General features: G+C 68.3%; 21 protein-coding genes and 1 other RNA gene. 13 read left to right on the top strand and 9 right to left on the bottom strand.

The window, feature by feature from the left end; translation table 11 throughout:
• On the top strand, positions 1-238 hold a 238-nt coding region (locus tag RJ05_RS31350), incomplete at its 5' end, for an SbtR family transcriptional regulator (RefSeq protein ID WP_444547120.1).
• A 69-nt stretch (positions 239-307) separates the two neighbouring features.
• Here RJ05_RS31350 and RJ05_RS08255 read toward each other — a convergent pair.
• The 3 genes from RJ05_RS08255 to RJ05_RS08245 all read right to left on the bottom strand — a co-directional run bounded on the left by RJ05_RS08255 (position 308) and on the right by RJ05_RS08245 (position 6,332).
• Positions 308-3,319: a bifunctional [glutamine synthetase] adenylyltransferase/[glutamine synthetase]-adenylyl-L-tyrosine phosphorylase gene (locus RJ05_RS08255; RefSeq protein ID WP_036535111.1), complete on the bottom strand. Its 3,012-nt coding sequence runs from the start codon at positions 3,317-3,319 to the stop codon at positions 308-310.
• 57 nt (positions 3,320-3,376) lie between these two features.
• Entirely contained in the window at positions 3,377-4,714 is a 1,338-nt protein-coding gene (glnA, locus tag RJ05_RS08250) for a type I glutamate--ammonia ligase (protein WP_036535109.1), read from the bottom strand.
• Between the two features lie 85 nt (positions 4,715-4,799).
• Positions 4,800-6,332: an alpha/beta hydrolase gene (locus tag RJ05_RS08245; RefSeq protein WP_036535106.1), complete on the bottom strand. Its 1,533-nt coding sequence runs from the start codon at positions 6,330-6,332 to the stop codon at positions 4,800-4,802.
• 175 nt (positions 6,333-6,507) lie between these two features.
• Here RJ05_RS08245 and panB point away from each other — a divergent pair, with 175 nt between their 5' ends.
• The 4 genes from panB (at position 6,508) to RJ05_RS08225 (ending at position 9,852) form a co-directional block, all read left to right on the top strand.
• The gene (gene panB, locus RJ05_RS08240) at positions 6,508-7,362 is read left to right on the top strand and encodes a 3-methyl-2-oxobutanoate hydroxymethyltransferase (RefSeq protein WP_036535103.1); all 855 of its coding nucleotides are present in this window, start codon (positions 6,508-6,510) and stop codon (positions 7,360-7,362) included.
• A 190-nt stretch (positions 7,363-7,552) separates the two neighbouring features.
• Entirely contained in the window at positions 7,553-8,008 is a 456-nt protein-coding gene (locus RJ05_RS08235; protein WP_036535100.1) for a hypothetical protein, read from the top strand.
• On the top strand, positions 8,008-8,970 hold the full coding sequence (pip, locus tag RJ05_RS08230) for a prolyl aminopeptidase (RefSeq protein WP_036535098.1): 963 nt from the start codon (positions 8,008-8,010) through the stop codon (positions 8,968-8,970). Before RJ05_RS08235 ends, pip begins: the two co-directional genes overlap by 1 nt.
• Before the next feature lie 3 nt (positions 8,971-8,973).
• Positions 8,974-9,852, top strand: a complete 879-nt coding sequence (locus RJ05_RS08225; protein WP_036535095.1) for a CHAD domain-containing protein — start codon at positions 8,974-8,976, stop codon at positions 9,850-9,852.
• Positions 9,853-9,953: 101 nt separating this feature from the next.
• On the opposite strand, the gene RJ05_RS08220 is transcribed toward RJ05_RS08225, so the two are convergent.
• Both RJ05_RS08220 and RJ05_RS08215 read right to left on the bottom strand, forming a co-directional pair.
• A complete protein-coding gene (locus RJ05_RS08220; protein ID WP_036535093.1) occupies positions 9,954-11,396 on the bottom strand; it encodes an RNB domain-containing ribonuclease in 1,443 nt (480 codons plus the stop codon).
• An 18-nt stretch (positions 11,397-11,414) separates the two neighbouring features.
• A complete protein-coding gene (locus tag RJ05_RS08215; RefSeq protein ID WP_036535090.1) occupies positions 11,415-11,747 on the bottom strand; it encodes a hypothetical protein in 333 nt (110 codons plus the stop codon).
• Between the two features lie 397 nt (positions 11,748-12,144).
• Between RJ05_RS08215 and RJ05_RS08210 the strand changes: the two genes are divergently transcribed.
• Complete coding sequence (locus RJ05_RS08210; RefSeq protein WP_036535087.1) at positions 12,145-12,585, top strand: hypothetical protein; 441 nt, start codon at positions 12,145-12,147, stop codon at positions 12,583-12,585.
• A gap of 81 nt (positions 12,586-12,666) precedes the next feature.
• Here RJ05_RS08210 and rnpB read toward each other — a convergent pair.
• Positions 12,667-13,082, bottom strand: an RNA gene (gene rnpB, locus RJ05_RS29295) — RNase P RNA component class A.
• A 36-nt stretch (positions 13,083-13,118) separates the two neighbouring features.
• Here rnpB and RJ05_RS08205 point away from each other — a divergent pair.
• Together RJ05_RS08205 and RJ05_RS08200 are read left to right on the top strand one after the other, a co-directional pair.
• Positions 13,119-14,006 carry an alpha/beta hydrolase gene (locus RJ05_RS08205; protein WP_036535083.1) on the top strand — a complete coding sequence of 296 codons (888 nt, stop codon included), beginning with the start codon at positions 13,119-13,121 and terminating at the stop codon, positions 14,004-14,006.
• 171 nt (positions 14,007-14,177) lie between these two features.
• Complete coding sequence (locus RJ05_RS08200) at positions 14,178-14,696, top strand: TrmH family RNA methyltransferase (RefSeq protein ID WP_036535080.1); 519 nt, start codon at positions 14,178-14,180, stop codon at positions 14,694-14,696.
• Here RJ05_RS08200 and RJ05_RS08195 read toward each other — a convergent pair.
• Positions 14,689-14,841: a hypothetical protein gene (locus RJ05_RS08195; protein ID WP_156090811.1), complete on the bottom strand. Its 153-nt coding sequence runs from the start codon at positions 14,839-14,841 to the stop codon at positions 14,689-14,691. The two genes, RJ05_RS08200 and RJ05_RS08195, sit on opposite strands and share 8 nt — an antisense overlap.
• Before the next feature lie 287 nt (positions 14,842-15,128).
• Here RJ05_RS08195 and RJ05_RS08190 point away from each other — a divergent pair, with 287 nt between their 5' ends.
• The 5 genes from RJ05_RS08190 to RJ05_RS08170 all read left to right on the top strand — a co-directional run bounded on the left by RJ05_RS08190 (position 15,129) and on the right by RJ05_RS08170 (position 17,943).
• Complete coding sequence (locus RJ05_RS08190) at positions 15,129-15,458, top strand: hypothetical protein (RefSeq protein WP_036535074.1); 330 nt, start codon at positions 15,129-15,131, stop codon at positions 15,456-15,458.
• Positions 15,439-15,951 (top strand): DUF6879 family protein, encoded by a 513-nt coding sequence (locus tag RJ05_RS08185; protein ID WP_036535072.1) that lies wholly within the window; start codon positions 15,439-15,441, stop codon positions 15,949-15,951. The genes RJ05_RS08190 and RJ05_RS08185 overlap by 20 nt, the downstream gene beginning before the upstream one ends.
• Positions 15,948-16,781: a helix-turn-helix domain-containing protein gene (locus RJ05_RS08180; protein ID WP_036535069.1), complete on the top strand. Its 834-nt coding sequence runs from the start codon at positions 15,948-15,950 to the stop codon at positions 16,779-16,781. The genes RJ05_RS08185 and RJ05_RS08180 overlap by 4 nt, the downstream gene beginning before the upstream one ends.
• Before the next feature lie 79 nt (positions 16,782-16,860).
• Positions 16,861-17,382 carry a DUF6879 family protein gene (locus RJ05_RS32880; RefSeq protein WP_280202266.1) on the top strand — a complete coding sequence of 174 codons (522 nt, stop codon included), beginning with the start codon at positions 16,861-16,863 and terminating at the stop codon, positions 17,380-17,382.
• A 162-nt stretch (positions 17,383-17,544) separates the two neighbouring features.
• Positions 17,545-17,943 carry a nuclear transport factor 2 family protein gene (locus RJ05_RS08170; protein ID WP_051016349.1) on the top strand — a complete coding sequence of 133 codons (399 nt, stop codon included), beginning with the start codon at positions 17,545-17,547 and terminating at the stop codon, positions 17,941-17,943.
• A 17-nt stretch (positions 17,944-17,960) separates the two neighbouring features.
• Here RJ05_RS08170 and RJ05_RS08165 read toward each other — a convergent pair whose 3' ends face one another.
• A complete protein-coding gene (locus RJ05_RS08165; protein WP_036535067.1) occupies positions 17,961-18,794 on the bottom strand; it encodes a class I SAM-dependent methyltransferase in 834 nt (277 codons plus the stop codon).
• Positions 18,795-18,995: 201 nt separating this feature from the next.
• Positions 18,996-19,366, bottom strand: a 371-nt coding sequence (locus RJ05_RS31345) for an imine reductase family protein (RefSeq protein WP_036535065.1), incomplete at its 5' end; no start/stop codon positions are given.

The raw sequence follows: 19,366 nt of genomic DNA, 5'->3' as shown, positions 1-19,366 counted from the left end.
CCCACTCGCGCCGCATTGCGACGCGGCACTCGCCGCCGCAGGCACCGTGCTGGCCCGCGCCCAACGGGCGGGGCGCGCGCGTCCGGATGCCACCACCGACGACATCGTCAAGATCGCCACTGCGATCGCGTGGACCAGTGACCAGTCCGACGCCGCCGCGCAGGCCACCGACCGTCTCGTCGATCTTGTGCTGCACGGCATCATCGGTCCCGGCGATACCGACCGCTCGCCTGCATGACCAAGGCCCGGCCCCGTCGATCCCGGCTTCGGAACCCGATGCGTTGCCGGGGCCGGTCGTCTGTCTTCGTCAGCTCCCGAACACCCGCTCCACCACGCCTTTCGCGCGGCGGGTGATCCGCATGTAGTTGTCCAGGAATTCGCCGCCGTCACCGTTGCGCCAGCCCGCCGCGTACGCGACGGCAGACAGTTGCGGGCCGGGGGCCGGCAGTTGATCGCTCGGCTTGCCGCGCACCTGGACCAGGGCGTTGCGCGCCTTGGTCGCGATGAGCCAGGCCTGACGCAGCAGGTCGACGTCTTCGGGGTCGAGCAGGCCCTTCTGCTCGATGACATCGAGCGCCTCCAGCGTGGAGGTGTTGTGCAGCTCGGGCACCTCGTGGGCGTGGCGCAGCTGCATGAGCTGCACGGTCCATTCGATATCGGCGAGCCCGCCGCGTCCGAGCTTGGTGTGGGTGGCGGGGTCGGCGCCGCGGGGCAGGCGTTCGGAATCGACGCGGGCCTTGATCCGGCGGATCTCGCGGACCGATTCGGCCGACACACCGCCCGCCGGATACCGCACCTTGTCGATCAGGTGCAGGAATCGCACGCCGAGCTCCTGATCGCCCGCGACCTGGTGGGCGCGCAGCAAGGCCTGCACTTCCCACGGCTGCACCCACTGTTCGTAGTAGGCGGCGTAGGAGGCGAGGGTGCGCACCAGGGCGCCGTTGCGGCCCTCCGGACGCAGCGCGGCATCCACCTGAAGCGGCGGGTCGGTGCTCGGCGCGCCGAGCATCCGCTGCACCCGCTCGGCGATGCCGGTGGCCCAGCGCACGGCCTTGGTCTCGTCCTCGCCGGGGCGCGGATCGCAGACGAACAGCACGTCGGCGTCGGAACCGTAGCCCAGTTCCATGCCACCGAGCCTGCCCATGCCGATCACCGCGAAGTCGGCGGGCGCGGGTGCGCCGCGTTCGGCTTCGCTGGCCCGGATCACCGCCCGCAGCGACGCTTCCAGCACCGCGACCCACACCGACGACAACGCCCGGCACACCTGCGGCACGTCCAGCAGACCCAGCAGATCGGCAGAGGCGACCCGGGCGAGTTCGTGCCTGCGCAGCGAACGCGCCGCGGCGACCGCGCGGTTCGGATCGTCGTAGCGCGCGGCCGCGGTGAGGATGCCGCGGGCGACGTCCTCGGGTTGCGGGCCGAGCAGCAGCGGCCCGCTGGGACCATCGGCGTACATGCGGATGGTCTCGGGCGCGTTGATCAGCAGGTCGGGCAGGTAGGCCGAGGAGCCGAGCACGATCATCAATCGCTGCGCGACCGCGCCCTCATCGCGCAGTTCGCGCAGGAACCAGGTCTGCTCGGCGAGCCCTTCCGACACCCGCCGATACGCCAGCAGACCGGCGTCCGGGTTGGGGGTCTCGCCCAGCCATTCCAGCAGCGTCGGCAGCAGCAGCGCCTGGATACGGCCTTTGCGCGACACTCCCCCGGTGAGGGCGCGCAGGTGGCCGAGCGCGTGTTCGGGGGCGGCGTATCCGAGGGCGGCGAGCTGGCGCACGGCCGCGTCGGGGCTCAACCGCAGCGCGTCCGAATCCAGCCGGGCCACCGACTCCAGCAGCGGCCGGTAGAACAGTTTGGCGTGCAGGCGCCGCACCCGGACGGTGTTGCGACGGATCTCGGTGCGCAGCACGCCCATCGCGTCCTGGCGGCCGTCGGGACGCATATGGGCCGCCCTGGCCAGCCAGCGCATGCCCTCCTCGTCGTCGTCGGCGGGCAGGGTGTGGGTGCGCTTGAGCCGTTGCAGTTGCAGCCGGTGCTCGAGCAGGCGCAGGAACTCGTAGGAGGCGGTGAGGTTGGCGGCATCGTCGCGGCCGACGTAGCCGCCGGCCGCCAACGCGGTCAGGGCTTCGACGGTGCCCTGCACATGCAGGGTGTCGTCGACTCGCCCGTGCACCAGTTGCAGTAGCTGCACGGCGAATTCGACGTCACGCAGGCTGCCGTGCCCCAGTTTCAGCTCGCGTTCGCGCAGATCGGCGGGCACCAGATCCTCGACGCGGCGACGCATGGCCTGCACGTCGGGGACGAAGTCGGGGCGTTCGGAGGCCGACCACACCATGGGCATGAGCGCGTCGCGATATTGCTCACCGAGGGCCAGATCGCCGGTCATCGGGCGGGCCTTGAGCAGCGCCTGGAACTCCCAGGTGCGCGCCCAGCGCTGGTAGTAGGCGATATGCGAGTCGAGCGTGCGCACCAGCGCACCGGCCTTGCCCTCGGGGCGCAGCGCGGCATCGACCTCGAAGAAGGCGGCGCTGCCGATGCTCATCATCTCCGCGGCCAGCCGGGCGGCGGTGGCGTCGGCCGGTTCGGCGGCGAAGACGATGTCGACGTCGGAGACGTAGTTGAGTTCGCGCGCACCGCATTTGCCCATGGCGATCACCGCGAGCCGCACCGGGCAGGGCTCGTCGCGGCAGACCCGGGCGACGGCGACCGACAGCGCCGCGGTCAACGCCGCGTCGGCGAGGTCGGTGAGATGGCGGCCGACCACCTGATACGGCAGGACCGGTTCGTTCTCCACGGTGGCCGCGAGATCCTGAGCGGCCAGCAGCATCAGCTGATCACGGTAGCGTTTGCGCAGCAGCGCAACGACTTCCGGGCCGGATTGCCCGGCCCGGAACAGCATCGGCCCGGCGTTCGGTCCGGTCTCCGCAACGGCGTCGACGGCGTCGAGCAGATCCGCGACCAACTCGTCACGGTCCGGGAGGTCGGTGCGGCGCAGCGACTTCCACGCCGACGGATCGGCCACCAGATGGTCGCCGAACGCCGTCGACGAACCGACCAGGGCGAACAACCTGCCGCGCAAGGCGGTATCGGTGCGCAACGCCGAATCCAGTTCCGCCCACTCGTCTCCGAGCGCCTCACGCAACCGGATGATCGTGTTCAGCGCCAGATCGGCGTCGGGCGCGCGGGAGAGCGCCCACAGCAGCGGGATGCCGTCGATGTTGTCCCATGCCAGTTCGGCCAGGGCGGCGGCGGCCGTCGGCTCGAGCAATCCGAGGCGGCCGACGCCGGGGACAGCGGAGCGGGCAGTCGGGGGCCGGACCATGCTTTCAAATTACATGCTCGCGCGCAGGTCGTGGTGGGCGCGATCGCACCCGCGACCTCACAGCCCGAGGTACTCCCTGAGTTCGAACGGCGTCACCTGGCTGCGGTAATCGGCCCACTCCCGGCGCTTGTTGCGCAGGAAGAAGTCGAACACGTGCTCACCGAGGGTTTCGGCGACCAGTTCCGAGCGTTCCATCGCCTGCAAGGCCTCGTCGAGGGTGCCGGGTAGCTCACGGAAGCCCATCGCGCGGCGTTCGGCGGCGGTGAGCGACCACACGTCGTCCTCGGCCTCCGGCGGCAGCGTGTAGCCCTTCTCGATGCCGCGCAGGCCTGCGGCCAGCAGCACCGCGAAGGTCAGGTACGGGTTGCAGGCCGAATCAGGGCTGCGGATCTCGACGCGGCGCGAGGACGACTTGTTCGGCGTGTACATCGGCACGCGGACCAGCGCCGACCGGTTCGACCGGCCCCATGAGGCCGCGGTGGGCGCTTCGCCGCCGTGGATGAGGCGCTTGTAGGAGTTGACCCACTGATTGGAGATCGCGCTGATCTCGGGGGCGTGCTCCAGGATGCCCGCGATGAACGCCCGCGCCGTGGCCGACAGGTTGATCGGGTCGTCGGGATCGTGGAAGGCGTTCGCCTCGCCTTCGAACAGGCTCATGTGGGTGTGCATGGCCGAGCCCGGGTACTGGGCGAACGGCTTGGGCATGAAGGTCGCGCGCACGCCCTCGTCGATGGCCACTTCCTTGATCAGGTACCGGAAGGTCATCACGTTGTCGGCCATGGACAGCGCGTCGGCGTAGCGCAGGTCGATCTCCTGCTGGCCGGGCGCGCCCTCATGATGGCTGAACTCCACCGAGATACCCATCGACTCGAGCGCGTCGATGGCGTGCCGGCGGAAGTTCGGCGCGGAATCGTGCACCGCCTGGTCGAAGAAGCCGCCGCTGTCGGCGGGCACCGGGTCCGCGCCGTCGGGGGTGTTCTTGAGCAGGAAGAATTCGATCTCCGGGTGCACGTAGCAGCTGAAGCCGACGTCACCGGCCTTGTTCAGCTGACGGCGCAGCACGTGCCGCGGATCGGCCCAGGACGGCGAGCCGTCGGGCATGGTGATGTCGCAGAACATGCGCGCGGAATGCTGATGGCCCTTGCTGGTCGACCACGGCAGCACCTGGAAGGTCGACGGGTCGGGGCGGGCGACCATATCGGCCTCGGAGATCCGGGCGAATCCCTCGATGGCCGAACCGTCGAAACCGATGCCTTCCTCGAAGGCGCCTTCGAGTTCGGCGGGGGCGATCGCCACGGACTTCAGATAGCCCAAGACGTCGGTGAACCAGAGCCGCACGAAGCGGATGTCCCGCTCTTCGAGCGTCCGCAGCACGAATTCCTTCTGGCGATCCATGACCGCGACTGTAGGCACCCGGCGTTAAATCTGTGTTACATGGCGACACGGGGTTTGTATCCCGCGATGTGAGCTCACCTGCGCGTCAGCACCTGAGCCCGGGTTGCGGCTCGATCAACTCGGTCAGGTAGGCGATGACCGCGTTGTCCACGCATGGCGAACCCTCGTTCAGCACGACCGTATGACTATCGCCTTCGTAGGTGATCAACGCCGCGCCGAGCTGCTCGGCGAGGTCGACGCCGGCCTGATACGGGGTGGCCGGATCGCCGGTGGTGGACACCACCACCGTGGTCGGCAGGCCCTGCACCGAAATCTCATGCGGCTGACTGGTATTGGGCACCGGCCAGCTCGCGCACAACTCCAGCGGTGCGGCGCCGGTGCCGCGGCCGTCGTCCATGAACGGGGCGGCCTTGCGGTACTCGGTGTCCTGCCTGGCCGCCACCGCCGGATCGGTGATGCGCGGATCGTCGACGCAGCGGATGGCGTTGAAAGCGTCGTTCAAATTGTTATACGTGCCGTCCTCGTTGCGGCCGTTGTACAGATCGGCCAGCTGGAGCAGGGTGTCACCACGGCCCTGGCTCAATTCGGTCAGGCCGAGCGACAACACGCGCCAGAAGCTTTCGCTGTAGAGCGTCTGCCGCACACCGGTCAGCGCGTCGCCGTAGCTGAGGCCACGGGCGTCGGTGGTGGCGGCGGGCTTGTCCCAGAGCGGGTCGACCAGTTCCCGGAACCGCTTCACCGCGGTGGAGGCGTCGCTACCCAGCGGGCAGTCGGGCCGGGTGACGCAGTCGGCGGCGTAGGCGCCGAAGGCCTGCTGGAAGCCTTCGGCCTGGCGCAGCGATTCCTCGACCGGATCCTGGGTGGGATCGATGGCGCCGTCGAGCACCAGGGCGCGCACGTTGCCGGGAAACTTCTCGGCATAAGCGGTGCCGAGGCGGGTGCCGTAGGAGTAGCCGAGGTAGCTGAGCTTCGGGTCGCCGAGCACCGCCCGGATCACGTCCATGTCCTGCACCACTTCGCGGGTGCCGACATGGGCCAGGAACTCCTTGCCGGTGCGTTCGACACAGGCGTCGGCGTATTCGCGGTTGTCGGCTTCTTCGGCGGCGATGCCCTCGGGGGTGTTCGCCACCGGCGGCTCGGCGCGTTCGGCGTCGGCTTCCTGCGGGGTCAGGCAGGCCACCGAGGGCGTCGAGGCGCCGACGCCGCGCGGATCGAACCCGACCCGGTCGAAACGTTCGGCGATCGCGGTGCCGCCGCCGACCGTCACGGTGGACAACCCGGACATGCCCGGTCCGCCCGGGTTGAGCAGCAGCGAACCGATACGGTTCTTGCCCTCGGCCTTGACCCGGGACAACGCGATCTGCGCGGTCGGGCCGTCGGGCTCGGCATAGTCGATCGGGACGGTGATCCGGGTGCATTCGGTGGCCGGCGGCAGGGACTGGTCCGGGCCGGTGAAATCGGTGCAGCTGCCCCACTGCGGGGTCTGGGTGTAGAACTCGGCGAGGCCGTCCGGCGGCGGGGGTGCCGCGACCGCTGGTTCCTGCTTCGCCTCCGCACAACCGGCGGCCAACGCCGCCACCGCCAGCACCGTCACCAGCACACCACGCCCACTCCGCACGGCGCCATGCTAGCCGTGATCGCCGGTACCACCGCAGCGCACACCCCTGGCGCATGTGACCAACCGCACTGGTCGTCGGGCTTAAACGCGCGATGCGGCCGGTGGCACACTGGAGGGCGTCACCCAGACCCGGGGACCCGCACGACGGGCCTCGAGGACGACGAAAGGGACGATGATGTCCGTATCCGATTCGGAAACCCCCGCCTACGGCGCCGCCGCTGCCGCGGCGAAACCACGGCGTAAGACCCGCGTCCACCATCTGCAGCAGATGAAGGCGACGGGCGAACGCTGGTCGATGCTCACCGCCTACGACTACTCGACGGCACGGCTGTTCGAAGAGGCGGGCATCCCGGTGCTGCTGGTCGGCGATTCGGCGGCCAATGTGGTCTACGGCTACGACACGACCGTGCCGGTCACCGTCGACGAACTCATCCCGCTGGTGCGCGGTGTGGTGCGTGGTGCGCCGCACGCGCTGGTGGTGGCCGACCTGCCGTTCGGCACCTACGAGTCCTCGCCGCAGCAGGCGCTGGCCACCGCGACCCGGTTCCTGAAGGAGGGCCAGGCGCATGCGGTGAAGCTGGAGGGCGGTGAACGGGTGGCCGAGCAGATCGCCCTCATCACCGCGGCAGGCATCCCGGTCATGGGTCATATCGGCTTCACCCCGCAGAGCGTCAACACCCTCGGCGGTTTCCGGGTGCAGGGCCGCGGCGACGGTGCCGAGCAGCTCATCGCCGACGCGATCGCGGTCCAGGAAGCGGGCGCGTTCTCGGTGGTGATGGAGATGGTTCCGGCCGAACTCGCCGGGCAGGTCACCCGCAAGCTCACCATCCCCACCGTCGGCATCGGGGCCGGCGCCGACTGCGATGCCCAGGTGCTGGTCTGGCAGGACATGGCCGGCTACACCAGCGGCAAGACCGCCAAGTTCGTCAAGCGTTTCGCCAACACCGGCGACGATCTGCGCGCCGCCGCCGCGGCCTACGCCGATGAGGTTCGCACGGGCACCTTCCCCGGGCCCGAGCACAGTTTCTGAATCGTCGATATCGAGCTCGGCCGGGCCCGCGCGGATCCTGTTCGCGCTGCCCGGCCGACGCCGTCGCGGCAACCACGTCACCCGTCTCTCCGGCCGACAACCCCGCCTCGCGGCCGGGAACACCGCGCCACCGGCGTACCGGAAAAATGGCAGACTCGTATCGACAATCTCGAGTCGAGCAGAGGTACTGATGCCGGAACGCCGTTGGATTTCCCGGAGCACGCTGGTGGTCGCGGGAGCGTGTGCTGCTGTCCTATTGACCGCGTGCGGAGGTGAATCCGGGACCGGCTCCAGCGATGCGACCGGGACGACCGCCGCGCCGACCAGCCTTCCGGCGTCCACACCCGGCGCCACCACCCCAGCCCCCGGCACTCCGCTCGAGGTCTCCGACTCCGCGGCGACCGCGCTGTGCGAGATGATCCGCCCCGAGCTGTCGAACTGGCGAGTGCAGGGTCCGACCCTCGGTCGCATCGGCTTGAACGCGATGGTGCACGACTGGGCGCTGCGCAACGGCGCGATCAACGCGCAGGTCCTCGCCGATAAGCGGTCGATCGACCGGATCACCACCAAGGCCTGTCCCGAGGTGCGGCAGGAGGCGATCGACGCGCTGCAACTGCCGGATCTGGCCTCCGGCCTTGCGTTCTGATGCGCACCCTTTACCCGCCGATCGAACCGCACCAGCAGGGCATGCTCGATGTGGGCGCGGGCCAGTCGGTGTATTGGGAGGTCAGCGGCAACCCCGACGGTAAGCCCGCGGTGTTCCTGCACGGCGGGCCGGGCGGCGGCACCGCGCCGTATCACCGCCAGTTCTTCGATCCGGAGCGGTACCGGATCGTGCTGTTCGATCAGCGCGGCTGCGGCCGCTCCACCCCGCATATCGCCGACGGCGCGGACCTGTCGCTGAACACCACCGATCATCTGATCGCCGATATCGAGCAGTTGCGCGAAGCGCTCGGCATCGAGCAGTGGCTGGTGTTCGGTGGATCGTGGGGGTCCACTCTGGCGCTGGCCTACGCGCAGCGGTATCCGCGGCGTGTCACCGAGCTGGTGCTGCGCGGGATCTTCCTGTTGCGGCGCAAGGAAATCGACTGGTACTACAACGGCGCGGCCGGCTACGTCTACCCGGACGAGTGGGAGAAGTTCCTCGCGCCCGTGCCGGAACCCGAGCGCGACGGCGATCTGGTCGAGGCCTACCATCGGTTGCTGCACTCCCCCGACGAGCAGGTCGCCACCGCAGCCGCGATCGCCTGGTCCACCTGGGAGGGTGCGACGAGTTCGCTGCTGCCGCAACCGGATCGGGTGACCGAAACCGGAGAGCCGCGCTTCGCGCTCGCCTTCGCCCGCATCGAGAATCATTATTTCCGGCACGGCGGCTTCCTCGACGAGGGACAGTTGTTACGCGATATCGACAAGATCGCCGATATTCCCGCGGTGATCGTGCAGGGCCGCCACGACATCGTCTGCCCGGCGGTCAGCGCGTGGGAATTGCACCGGGCCTGGCCCGGTTCGGTGCTGCACATCGTCGACGACGCCGGGCACGCGGCCAACGAACCCGGCATCACCCACCATCTCGTCGAAGCCACCGACGGGTTCGCGAAAGGACGCTAGGTCATGACGGCCTCCGCCGCAGACGCGCTCACCGCGGCGCTGGGTGAGGACATCGACCGGCTGCTGGCCGCCGAACCGGAAGTGCGTGCCGATGCCTGGGATTCGGTGCATCAGATGCGGGTGGCCACCCGCCGGTTGCGTAGTGTGCTGCGGTCTTATCGCCGGTTGTTCGAGCGCGAGCCCGCCGCGGCGATGGTGGCGGAGCTGGCCTGGCTGGCCGGTCTGCTCGGGGTCGCCCGGGATGCGGAAGTGCGGGCCGATCGGTTCGCTTCGCTGCTGGATTCCGAACTGACCACTGGCGCCGACTCGGACACGCTCGAAGCCGTGACGAACCGGCTGGTGGTCGCCGAGCGCGAGCGATACTCCGCCGCGCACGCCGAGGTCCTTGCCGCGCTGGACAGCGAGCGCTATCGGGTGCTGCGGGACCAACTCTCGGACTGGCGGTCGGCTCCCCCACTGCGCAAGAAGCGGGTCCGCGGACCGGCCGCCGACGCTTTCCATGCGGTCTTGCAGCGCGATCGCGAGCGCCTGGACCGAATGGTCGGGGCGGAGACCACCGTCCGCGCCGAAGATCGCATCGAGCTGCTGCACGATATCCGTAAGGGCGCCAAGCGGTTACGGTATTCCTGCGAAGCCGCGACCGACACCCTCGGCGGGGCCGCGGTCGAACTCGGCAACCAGGCCAAACGTCTGCAAACCGTCCTCGGGGACCATCGCGACGCCGTCGAGTCCCGTGACGCCATCCTCGCCCGCGCCGACCAAGCGCGCGCCGACGGTGAAGACACCGCGCTGTACGGGGTGCTGGCGGATGCCGAAGATCGGTCCGCCGGTGGACATTTGGCGAAGTACCCCGCAGCCGCTGCGTCACTGCTTCCCGGCTAGGGCCGATCCGGACGACGACGAGGCGAGCCTCGAGTCGAGGTGCGCCGCCGGCTGCGTGTTCGCGCGCCGCCCGCGCGTCAGCGCCCCGGGGTTCGTGCGTCTCACTGTAGGTGCGTGAACAGGACTTTGCGCGTGACCGGGTCCGCCGACGCCAACCGCACCCGCACCGTCGAACCCTCGGCCGGTGCGCCCTCGCACGGCCCCACCAGCGGCGGGTCGGCGATGAAGATCTCGGCCGGCCGATTGCCGTTGCCTTCGCGCACCACGACGGCGTCGAATTCGGCGCCGATGCGCTGGGACAGCAGGGTCGCCTCGGTGAGGTCGATGCAGGCGCGTTCGACCTTGTTGGCCACACCATCGCTGCGTTTCATCGTCTCGGCGGTCGCGCTCAGGCCCTCGCGTACCCACTGCGGCACCGGCGTGCCGGCGCAGTGGGCCAGGCAGATCTCGGTGGTGAACCGGTCCACCAGGCGCCGCAGCGGCGCGGTGACGTGCGCGTACGGTGCGCCGATCGCGCTGTGGCGCAAGCTGTCCGAGGCCGGATCGGTGCCGTCGAGCAGGGTGTAGGCGGCACCGCGCAGCAGGCCGGTGGCCTCGGACATGAGCACCAGCGTCGCTGGCGAGTTGGGATCGAGCCCCGCCAGCATCCGGCCAACGGACTCACCGGCCGGCCAGTCGATGCCGAGGGCGGCGGCGGTGCGGCGAATCGAGGCGATCGCCGAATCGGGCGGCGGCGGCATGGTGCGCAGCAGGCCGATGCGTTCGCCGGAGCCGTCGGCGCCGTCGAGCATGATGCGGGCCGCGCACATGCCGGCCAGCAGCGACACCTGTTCGTTCCAGTCGTCGGCGTCGGTGCGCGGTTCCAGCACCAGACGCCAATGCCCGTCGGCGCCCTCGTCACGGATCACGCTCTGCGCGGGCAGCCGCAGCTCGATGGCGCCGCGTTCCAGCCCGGCCGCGATGCGTTTGGCGCCGAATTCCGGCAGCGCCGCGATCGAGGGATGCAGGCGGCCGGCGTCGGCGTCGGCCTGGACACCGGCATAGTCGAGGCGGGCCCGGGAGCGCACCAGGGCGCGCTCGACCGAATACCGCAGCGGCTCGGCGTCGTGATCGAGTTCGATGGTCCACAGGGCGGCCGGGCGGGTCTGATCCGGCAGCAGACTCGCCGCGTTCTCCGACAGCACCGGCGGATGCAGCGGCACGGTGGTGTCGGGCAGGTAGAAGGTCTGGCCGCGGGCGCCGGCTTCGGCGGCGAGCGCGCCGTCCGGGATGACGACGGCGCCGAGGTCGGCGATGGCGTAGTGCAGCAGGAAGCCGGTGTCGGTGCGTTCCAGGTGCAGCGCCTGGTCGAGATCCATCGCGCCAGGCGGGTCGATGGTGACGAACGGGATGTCGGTGCGATCGGACCGGTCGCCCGCGAACGCGTCGACCGCGTCGCGGGCTTCCGCGGTGGCCTCGGCCGGATAGTCCGAGGTCAGTCCGAATTCGGAGCGAATGGCGCCGAAATCGACCGGCGCCGAGACGATCCGCTGGTGGAGTTCCACGCTGAGGATTCCAGGTCGCTACTTCAGCGCCAGCATGGTGCCGCTCAATTGGTCGAACGGTCCGAAGACAGTGAAAACGACCCGGCCCTCGGGGTACTCCGACGACAGCGCCGCCGCCGAGTCCAGGGCGTAGCCGAACGACGCCGCCGACGGATGCGGCAGCCCGGCGATGGTGCGGCCGAAACCACTCTGGTGCACCCACTTGGTGTCGGCGGGGGTGAGGTCGACCTGAACCCCACCCGGCAGCGGAGTCACCGCCACCGCACCGGCGTTACCGGCCCCGAGCGTGGCGAAAACCGATGCGGCCCCGGCGATCAATGCGCCGGCGACCAGAGAACGAACTACCCGCATATGAGTTGAGACCTGCTTCCCGAGAGTTTCAGTGTGAGGTGATGCATCGCGGCCCCGCGAGGCATCTCGATCCAACGGCGACCACTCTATGACCTCTATCACGTTCTCGGCCAGTTCCGGAGGAATCCGGCACCTCAGCGGCGCCGACTCGGCAGCCGGGGGGCGCGGTCGCTGCTAGGGTGGCCGAGCGTAACCGTCCCGTAAGACGAAATCTTGGGAGTTCCGCACCTCATGTCCACTCTTGTGTACGACTACCTGCTGCCCCTGCTCGGTCCCGAACAGGCGGCCAACTTCGCGCGGATGCTGTTGATCGGCCCCGCCTGAGGTAGTTGGCAGTTCGCCTCCCGCCGACGTCGCGGGAGGCGATTTGCCCCGGGTGCCGCTAGCATCCGGCAACGTGATCAGAACTTCCGCCGCCATCGCGGCAACTGCCAGCGCCCTCGCCCTGTTCATCGCCGGTTGTGAGGACGAGACGACCTCGAGCGTCGCCCAGCCCACCGCCTCCGGTGCCGCCTCGGCCACCGCGTCCGCCACCGAGAGCGGCGACGCCGCCGCCCCGTCGACCGGCGCGACCTCGCCGAAGGACGATACGGGCCTGGACGGAGTCAAGGTCGGCTCCTTCGTCGTCGCCTACAAGCAGGCCTTCCCGAGTCTGGCCGAGGGCCGCAGCGACGAGGAGATCGGCGAGATATTCACCGAGACCTGCGATGACATCCATGAGGGCAAGGCCGAGGACGAGGTCCTCACCGAGATCTCCAACCGCACCAAGAACGGCCGCGGTTCGGCGTCGCCGGAGGAGTCGAAGGCCATCTACGAAATGATCAAGGTGCTCTGCTGATCACAGCGCTCTGCGAGCCTGCGAAGACTGATACCGACGCGGCGGCGCCCCGAGCTGGGGCGCCGCCGCTCGCCGTAAGGGCGGACGAGCCGGCGTATAAGCCGGATCCTGTCCCCGGTTCGCACCGGGTGGCGGCCATCCATCTGGACACACCGTCGCCGGGTGCCTCGAGCGGTCCACCCGCAGGCTCGGGCGAGCAGCCCTCGAACACCTGCGCAGCCGCACCGCACGCGATGCGACCTTCGACCTTGCTCCGGGCGGGGTTTACCGAGCCGCCCCGGTCACCCGGGGCGCTGGTGCGCTCTTACCGCACCGTTTCACCCTCACCACACGACCCCGAGAGGTCGTGGGCGGTCTGTTTTCTGTGGCACTGTCCCGCGGGTCGCCCCGGGTTGCCGTTAGCAACCGCCCTGCTCTGTGGAGTCCGGACTTTCCTCGGCGCCGGGCTGCGACACCGCAGTGCCCGTTCCCGTCGCCGCGGCCGCCCGGCCGACTCGTCCGCCAGCCCAGGATACTCGGTAAGTTGATCGACCATGGAACGTGTCGAGGTCAGCTTCCCGTCGGGAGGAGAGCAGTGCGCCGCCTGGCTCTACCGCCCGGATGGCGTGCCCAAACCCCGCCCGCTCGTGGTGATGGGACACGGCCTGGGGGCCAACAGGGAAATGGGTTTGGATCGGTACGCGCGCAGGTTCGCGGCCGCGGGGATGGGGGTGCTGGTCTTCGACTACCGCCATTTCGGTGCCAGTGAGGGCGCACCGCGCCAGCTGCTGCACATCGCCCGCCAGCGCGAGGACTGGCATGCGGCGATCGCCTACGCGCGCACCATCCGCGGCTTCGACGCCACCCGGATCGCACTGTGGGGGACGTCTTTCGGTGGTGGGCACGTGCTGTCGGTGGCACCGGACGACGCCTATATCGCCGCGGTGGTGGCGCAGGTGCCGTTCACCAGCGGCTGGGCCTCGGCCATGGCGAAGGGCCCGACCAGCCTCACCAAGGTGGCCACCATCGCCGCCACCGACCTGCTCATCGGCCCGATCCGGCGCAAGCCGGTGCCGGTGCGGCTGGCCGGGCGCAAGCGCGCGGCCGCGCTGATGTCGGCGCCCGACGTACCCGAGGGCTTCGGCAGGCTGGCCGAGGAAAGCGAGAGCTACCAGCCGAAAGTCGCCGCGCGCGTGGCCTTCTCGGCACTGTTCGACGCACCGGGCCGACGCGCCAAGGCACTGAAGATGCCGGTGCTGTACGCCCTGTGCGACAACGACTCGGTAGCACCGGTCAAACCCGCGCTACGCGCCGCCGAACGCACCAAGCACGCCATCGTGAAACGCTACGACGCAGGACATTTCGACATCTACTTCGACGACCTGTTCGAGCAGGCCGTGCACGACCAGACCGAATTCCTGGTCTCGGTGCTGCGCCCCTGAGCCGGTATGTGCGGGAGGGGCCGGTATGGTGGAAGTACCGGCCGGCCCTTCCCGGGCAGGCCATGTCGAAGGCTCCGATGCGCCGCGAAGCATCGTCGCTGTGAATCACACCCTGTCGTCATGCGGTACCGCCGCATTCGTGTTCCGCGGGAGGGAACTTCCCGTCCTCCGATGAGCGCCGCACGGGTACGCACCCGCCCGGAACTGCGACGTCAGCGCCGCCAACGCTCGCACGGCTGCTGGAACCACCTCATCGCCGCGCCCCTGTGGCCCAAGCACGGCGTCAACCTCGGCACCCTGCTCCGCACCTGCGACGCCGTCGGCGCCTGCCTCGCCGTCCCCCGCCGCCCCTGGGTCCCCGACGCGCTCGCCCAGGGAAATACCCTGCGCCACCGCCAATGCGTGCACTGGGTCGATGGCCGCGTCGACCGCTGGCTGGACCGCCAGCGTGCCGGCGGCTCGGCCGTGATCGGCGTAGAACTCACCGACGAATCCCTCCGCCTCGCCGACCTACCGGTGGCGCGCCGACGCACGGTCATGGTGCTGGGCAACGAATCCGACGGAATCCCACCCGAAGGGCTGGAGCGCATCGACCTCGCGGTGGAGATCCCGATGGTCGGGACCGGACACAGCCTCAACGTGGCGGTGGCGGGATCGCTCGTGCTCTACAAGCTGGCCGGGCTCATCTGAACGGGCCGTCATCGAGCAAAGCCGCCTCCCCTACCTCGATGAATCGCCCGACATCCAACTCCACATCGAACACCGCCGGGGCAGCCCCGCACGCCGCGATCATCTCCCGCGCGGCCTCCTCGACGGCCCGCTTATCCGCGACCACTCTCGACACCCCGAACGCAGGCACCCGAACAAGCCAATTCGCCCCACAACAATGAACTTTGACCAGGAACCGCATCCGCATCCCCTTCCAGAGCCTCGAATGGCATCCACCCGGCACCGGGGTTGGGACGACACCCGGTGCCGGGGGCTGGGTCAGACGGTAGGAACGGGCCGGGTCACCGGGCTATGTTCATGCTTGAGAATGCTCAGATTTGTCAACTTCTACCTCTATCAACACAGTTAGTTCATACTGAGCATGTTCGCGCATACAACCAGGGGAGGCCGATCATGAAGTTGAGATTTCTGGGCAAGGGCGGCACAGAGGGCGGCGGGTGCCCGAGCCTGTATGCCACCGATCACGGGAGCTATGTCGTGCAAGGATGGAAGACGACCAGGCCGGACACCATCGAGATACCGCACCTACTCACGGGCTTCGCGGAAGAGGGGACTTTCATCGGTGCTCGGCTCACCGACACGGGCCGAGGAACGTTCACGCTGGTCGGCGTGCCGATCACCGATCCAGCGACGTTGTCGCAGATGGACACTTATCCCGATGAAACGTGCGTCGAGGTGGCGAAGGCAGAAAGGGCGTTCTACGGTGCTGCTAGCGCAGGATGAAGGCTTTCTCGACCTGTTCCACCAGGCGAAACGCGAGGCGTTCCACCTCGAGGTGCAGGACTCCTACTACACCCCCGAGTACGAACCACTGCGCAAATTCCTCGCGAATGAGCCCCAAGACTTCGAATGGTTTCAGCCGTGGCTGAATCACGTCCGGGCCACCACCGATCGGGGTGTAGCGGTGAACCGTGCACGCGTGGTTTCGGTTCCGCATAACGACTACACCAGGTACGCAAAGCATGTCGCCGGTATGAACGCGGAGGCCGGCGAGGACGTCCGGTACCTTCCTCGCCATCTGATCAGGCCCGACGAGTTGACCTCCGACGACTGGTGGTTATTCGATGACTCGACAGTGGCGTTCACTGTGTTCGACCCATCCGGCCGGTGGCAAGGAGGTGCTGTGACAACCGACCCGGTGATCGTGGACTACATTCGACGCGTGAAAGATCGGGTGTGGTCGATGGCTGTGCCACTACAGGACTATCACGAGTGACGAGTTCGCTCGACGAGGCAAAAGAGGCTCTCGGAGCACGGCTGCGGGAGCTTCGCCACGATGCCGGCTTGACCGGGACCGAGCTGGCTCGTAGAGCCGGGTGGCACCAAACCAAGGTCTCGAAGATCGAATACGGGAAGACCAAGCCGACCGAAGCTGATGTGCGCGCCTGGTGTGCTCACACCGATGCCGAGCCGCAGATTCCGGACCTGATAGCCAGCCTTCGGAATATCGACGCCGCATACCTCGAATGGCGGCGAATCCTCGGCACCGGAACGAAACGCCGCCAACACACGTCGATCAAGCTGGAATCCGAAGCCGAATGCATGCGGGTGTATCACCCTTTCCTGGTACCGGGATTGCTCCAGACCGCGGAGTACGCGCGGGAGATCCTCCGCAACGTCATCGAATTTCAGCAGATTCCCAATGATCTCGACGCGGGTGTATCCAAACGCCTGGAACGCCAGCAGATCCTGTACCGCCGCGACCACCGGTTCCATTTCGTCATTTCCGAGCAAGCGTTGCACACAACCGTCGGGGACGACGGCGTCATGATCGGCCAACTCGATCGACTGCTCGCAGTGATCAATTTGCCGCGCGTGACATTCGGGATCATCCCGGCCCACGCGCTCTACCGCGTCCCGATGTCGAACATGGTCATCTTCGACAACCGGATGGTGATGGTCGAAACCACCGCAGCGGAACTGACCATCACCCAACCGCGAGAGATAGCCGTGTATGGTCGGGCGTTCGATGTGCTCGCGGGGCAATCGGTGACAGGCAGCGCTGCCCGGGCGCTGATCCAACAGGCCTTGGACCATCGACGCTGAGGTCGTTACTCAGGTCCGGTTCGAACGTAGAAGGCCACGGTACAAATCGAGGTGCCGACGACCAGGAGGACGTACAACGGTGCTCTACCTGCCGAATGATCCACCGGACTGGGCTTCGCTCTTCCGCGGTTGCAAGGCCGATGCCTTTCACCTCGAAGTTCGTGACGCATACGCCGTTCCGTCCGAGTCGGAGCGGTTGCGGCGGTTCTTGGACGGTGAGCCGGCGCTCCCGGACGAGCACAAAGATCACTGGATCGAGCTCATGCGTGACACCGCGGCGCGCGGCGTGCGGGTCAGCCGGGTGCGCGTCGTGACCGAGCCGCACACCGACTACCACCGATGGCTGCTATCGGTGACCGGCAGCAATGTCGATGCAGGCGAGGACATCCGGTACGTGCCGCGTCATGCCGCAGGTGACGTGCCACCGGACGATTGGTGGCTGATCGACAACGCACGGGTCGTGTACAACCTGGTGAGCGAGGCCGGAAAGCCGGCGGGGCTGGCGGTCACCACCGATCCGGCCGTGGTCGGACATTGCCGCGAGGTGCAACGACGCTTGTGGGAAATGTCGACGCCGTACCGGGAGTACGTCGACCAGTGACGGGAGTACCTGATGGAAACGGCAGCGCTGCCCGGGCGCTGATCCAACAGGCCTTGGACTATCGGCGCTGACCGGTGTTCAGGTTCCCGGGTCCGGACCGCCGGTGGCTGGGGTGCTCCATTTGTCCAAGACGGATGGGCGTGGCGGTGCGATGGTTCGGTCATGATGGAACACGAACTATCTGCGGATCTCGATACGTTCGCGCGGCTTTTTCGGGAGTGGGATGAGGCGTTGGTCGCCAACCATGCGGAGCGGCTGGCGGACTTCGCTACTCCTGGGTGGATGTTCGTCTCGCAGGATGGGGTGATGCCTGGGAGTCGGTTCTTGGCGGCGGTCGGGAGTGGGGCGGTTATGCACGACTCCTTCCGCAGCGAGGTGAAGTCCGTTGTCGATCTCGGTGACGTTGCGGTCGTCATCGTCCGGGTGGTCAATACGGGGGTGTTTCAGGGGGAGCGGTTCGAGAACGACGAGTGGAGTTCCGATGTTTTCGTGCGGCGGGAGGGGCGGTGGTTGTGTGAGGTCACCCATCTCACGCCTGCTCGAGCGGCACAGGGGGCGTAGGCGGCGGGTACCTGGGCTCAGGCTCGGCGTGCGACGACGGCGAAGTTAAGCGGGATACGCGGGTGGCCGGGTGCCAGTGCCCAGCCTTGGGCGCAGGGCTCGAGGTCGGGGAAGGCGGGCCAGTCCATGTACGGAAGCTCTTGCAGGGCTTCGATTCTCAGTCCCGCGGCCAGCAGCGCGGTGACGACTTCGCTGAGGTCGTGGCGCCATTCGTGGTTGGTGGTGTGCTCGATCAAGCCTTCCGAATTCTCGGTGTAGGTGCCGGAATCTTCGTAGGTCAGGACGCCGCCGCCGCTGAGGTAATCGTCGCCGATGGTCCACGGCTGATAGTCCATGGCGCTGAGAATCGGGTGGTCGTCGCGGATGAGGAAGACGCCGCCGGGTTCGAGGAGGTCGTGGATGGAGCGCGCCCAGTCGGTGAGATCCGGGAGCCAGACGATGGTTCCGGCGCTGGTGACGATGGTGTCGAAGCGGCGGTCGATCGCCGAGGAGCCGTAGCGGGCGTCGCCTTCGACCCAGGTGATGTCGCGGCCGTCGGCGGCCGCGATGCGGGCCGCGTGACGCAGCGAGTTCGGTGAGAAATCGAGGCCGTGCACGTCGACGGCGCCGAGGCGCGCCCAGGAGACGGTGTCGGTGCCGATATGGCATTGCAGATGCAGCAGCGAACGACCGTCGACCCCGGTGGCCGGCAGGTGCGGTGCGAGCACCGACAGATCGTTGCGCACGACCTGAGAGATGTCGGTGGGATCGGCCAGGAACGCGTCCACGTCGTACATCTGGGAACGCGCGTGGACGTCGGCGCGGTCGTCCCAGTTCGCGCGGTTGGCGGCGATGGCGTCCGTCTCGTTCACGGCCGGTCCTTTCGAATGGTTCGGTCCCCCGGCTGCTCTCGGCACTCCCCCGCCGGACCTTTGTACGGAACCGCGGACCGGACCGCCACCGAATTTCGAGCGCGGACCCAGCGCGCCCCGCGTCCGTCCGCGGGCATTGCGACCGTGCGCGGGGCTCGATCTCGGCGAGCGCGCCCGCGAAACCACTTCTGGCAGCGCCGATCAGGCAGCGCCCGGCTTGGCGAATTCCTCGATCAGCACGGCATATTCCTGTCCACCGCGCCCGGCGGCGACCGAACGATCCGCCATCGACTTGATCAACTTCGGCAGTTCGGCATTGATACCCGCCGCCTCGCATTCCTCGATCAGGTGCGCCATCGTCCGCACATGGGTGTCCAGCGACGCCACCTCGGTGTCGAAGGAGTTCTGGTCGATCTGCTCGGCTTGTCCGGGCAGCCAGCCGGCCACACCCGCGGCCATCTGCTGCGCGAATGGTGCGAAGGTGGCGGCGTCGACGCCTGCGGTCCGGAGCAGCGCGGTGCCCTGGAGCCAGGCGTTGAGGACGCTCCACATCATCGCAAGGCCCGCCACGT

This window comes from Nocardia cyriacigeorgica NBRC 100375 (assembly GCF_000308555.1).
In the GTDB taxonomy this organism is placed as follows: Bacteria; Actinomycetota; Actinomycetes; order Mycobacteriales; family Mycobacteriaceae; genus Nocardia; species Nocardia cyriacigeorgica.
The sequence above is the reverse complement of the archived record's forward strand: the minus strand, read 5'-3'. Positions and strand labels throughout refer to the sequence as shown.

Bases quoted from the DNA above. Each gene is read 5' to 3' on its own strand.
- RJ05_RS08255 (WP_036535111.1), bottom strand. From the start codon at position 3,319: ATGGTCCGGCCCCCGACTGCCCGCTCCGCTGTCCCCGGCGTCGGCCGC.
- glnA (WP_036535109.1), bottom strand. From the start codon at position 4,714: ATGGATCGCCAGAAGGAATTCGTGCTGCGGACGCTCGAAGAGCGGGAC.
- panB (WP_036535103.1), top strand. From the start codon at position 6,508: ATGTCCGTATCCGATTCGGAAACCCCCGCCTACGGCGCCGCCGCTGCC.
- RJ05_RS08235 (WP_036535100.1), top strand. From the start codon at position 7,553: ATGCCGGAACGCCGTTGGATTTCCCGGAGCACGCTGGTGGTCGCGGGA.
- pip (WP_036535098.1), top strand. From the start codon at position 8,008: ATGCGCACCCTTTACCCGCCGATCGAACCGCACCAGCAGGGCATGCTC.
- RJ05_RS08225 (WP_036535095.1), top strand. From the start codon at position 8,974: ATGACGGCCTCCGCCGCAGACGCGCTCACCGCGGCGCTGGGTGAGGAC.
- RJ05_RS08215 (WP_036535090.1), bottom strand. From the start codon at position 11,747: ATGCGGGTAGTTCGTTCTCTGGTCGCCGGCGCATTGATCGCCGGGGCC.
- RJ05_RS08205 (WP_036535083.1), top strand. From the start codon at position 13,119: ATGGAACGTGTCGAGGTCAGCTTCCCGTCGGGAGGAGAGCAGTGCGCC.
- RJ05_RS08200 (WP_036535080.1), top strand. From the start codon at position 14,178: ATGAGCGCCGCACGGGTACGCACCCGCCCGGAACTGCGACGTCAGCGC.
- RJ05_RS08190 (WP_036535074.1), top strand. From the start codon at position 15,129: ATGAAGTTGAGATTTCTGGGCAAGGGCGGCACAGAGGGCGGCGGGTGC.
- RJ05_RS08170 (WP_051016349.1), top strand. From the start codon at position 17,545: ATGATGGAACACGAACTATCTGCGGATCTCGATACGTTCGCGCGGCTT.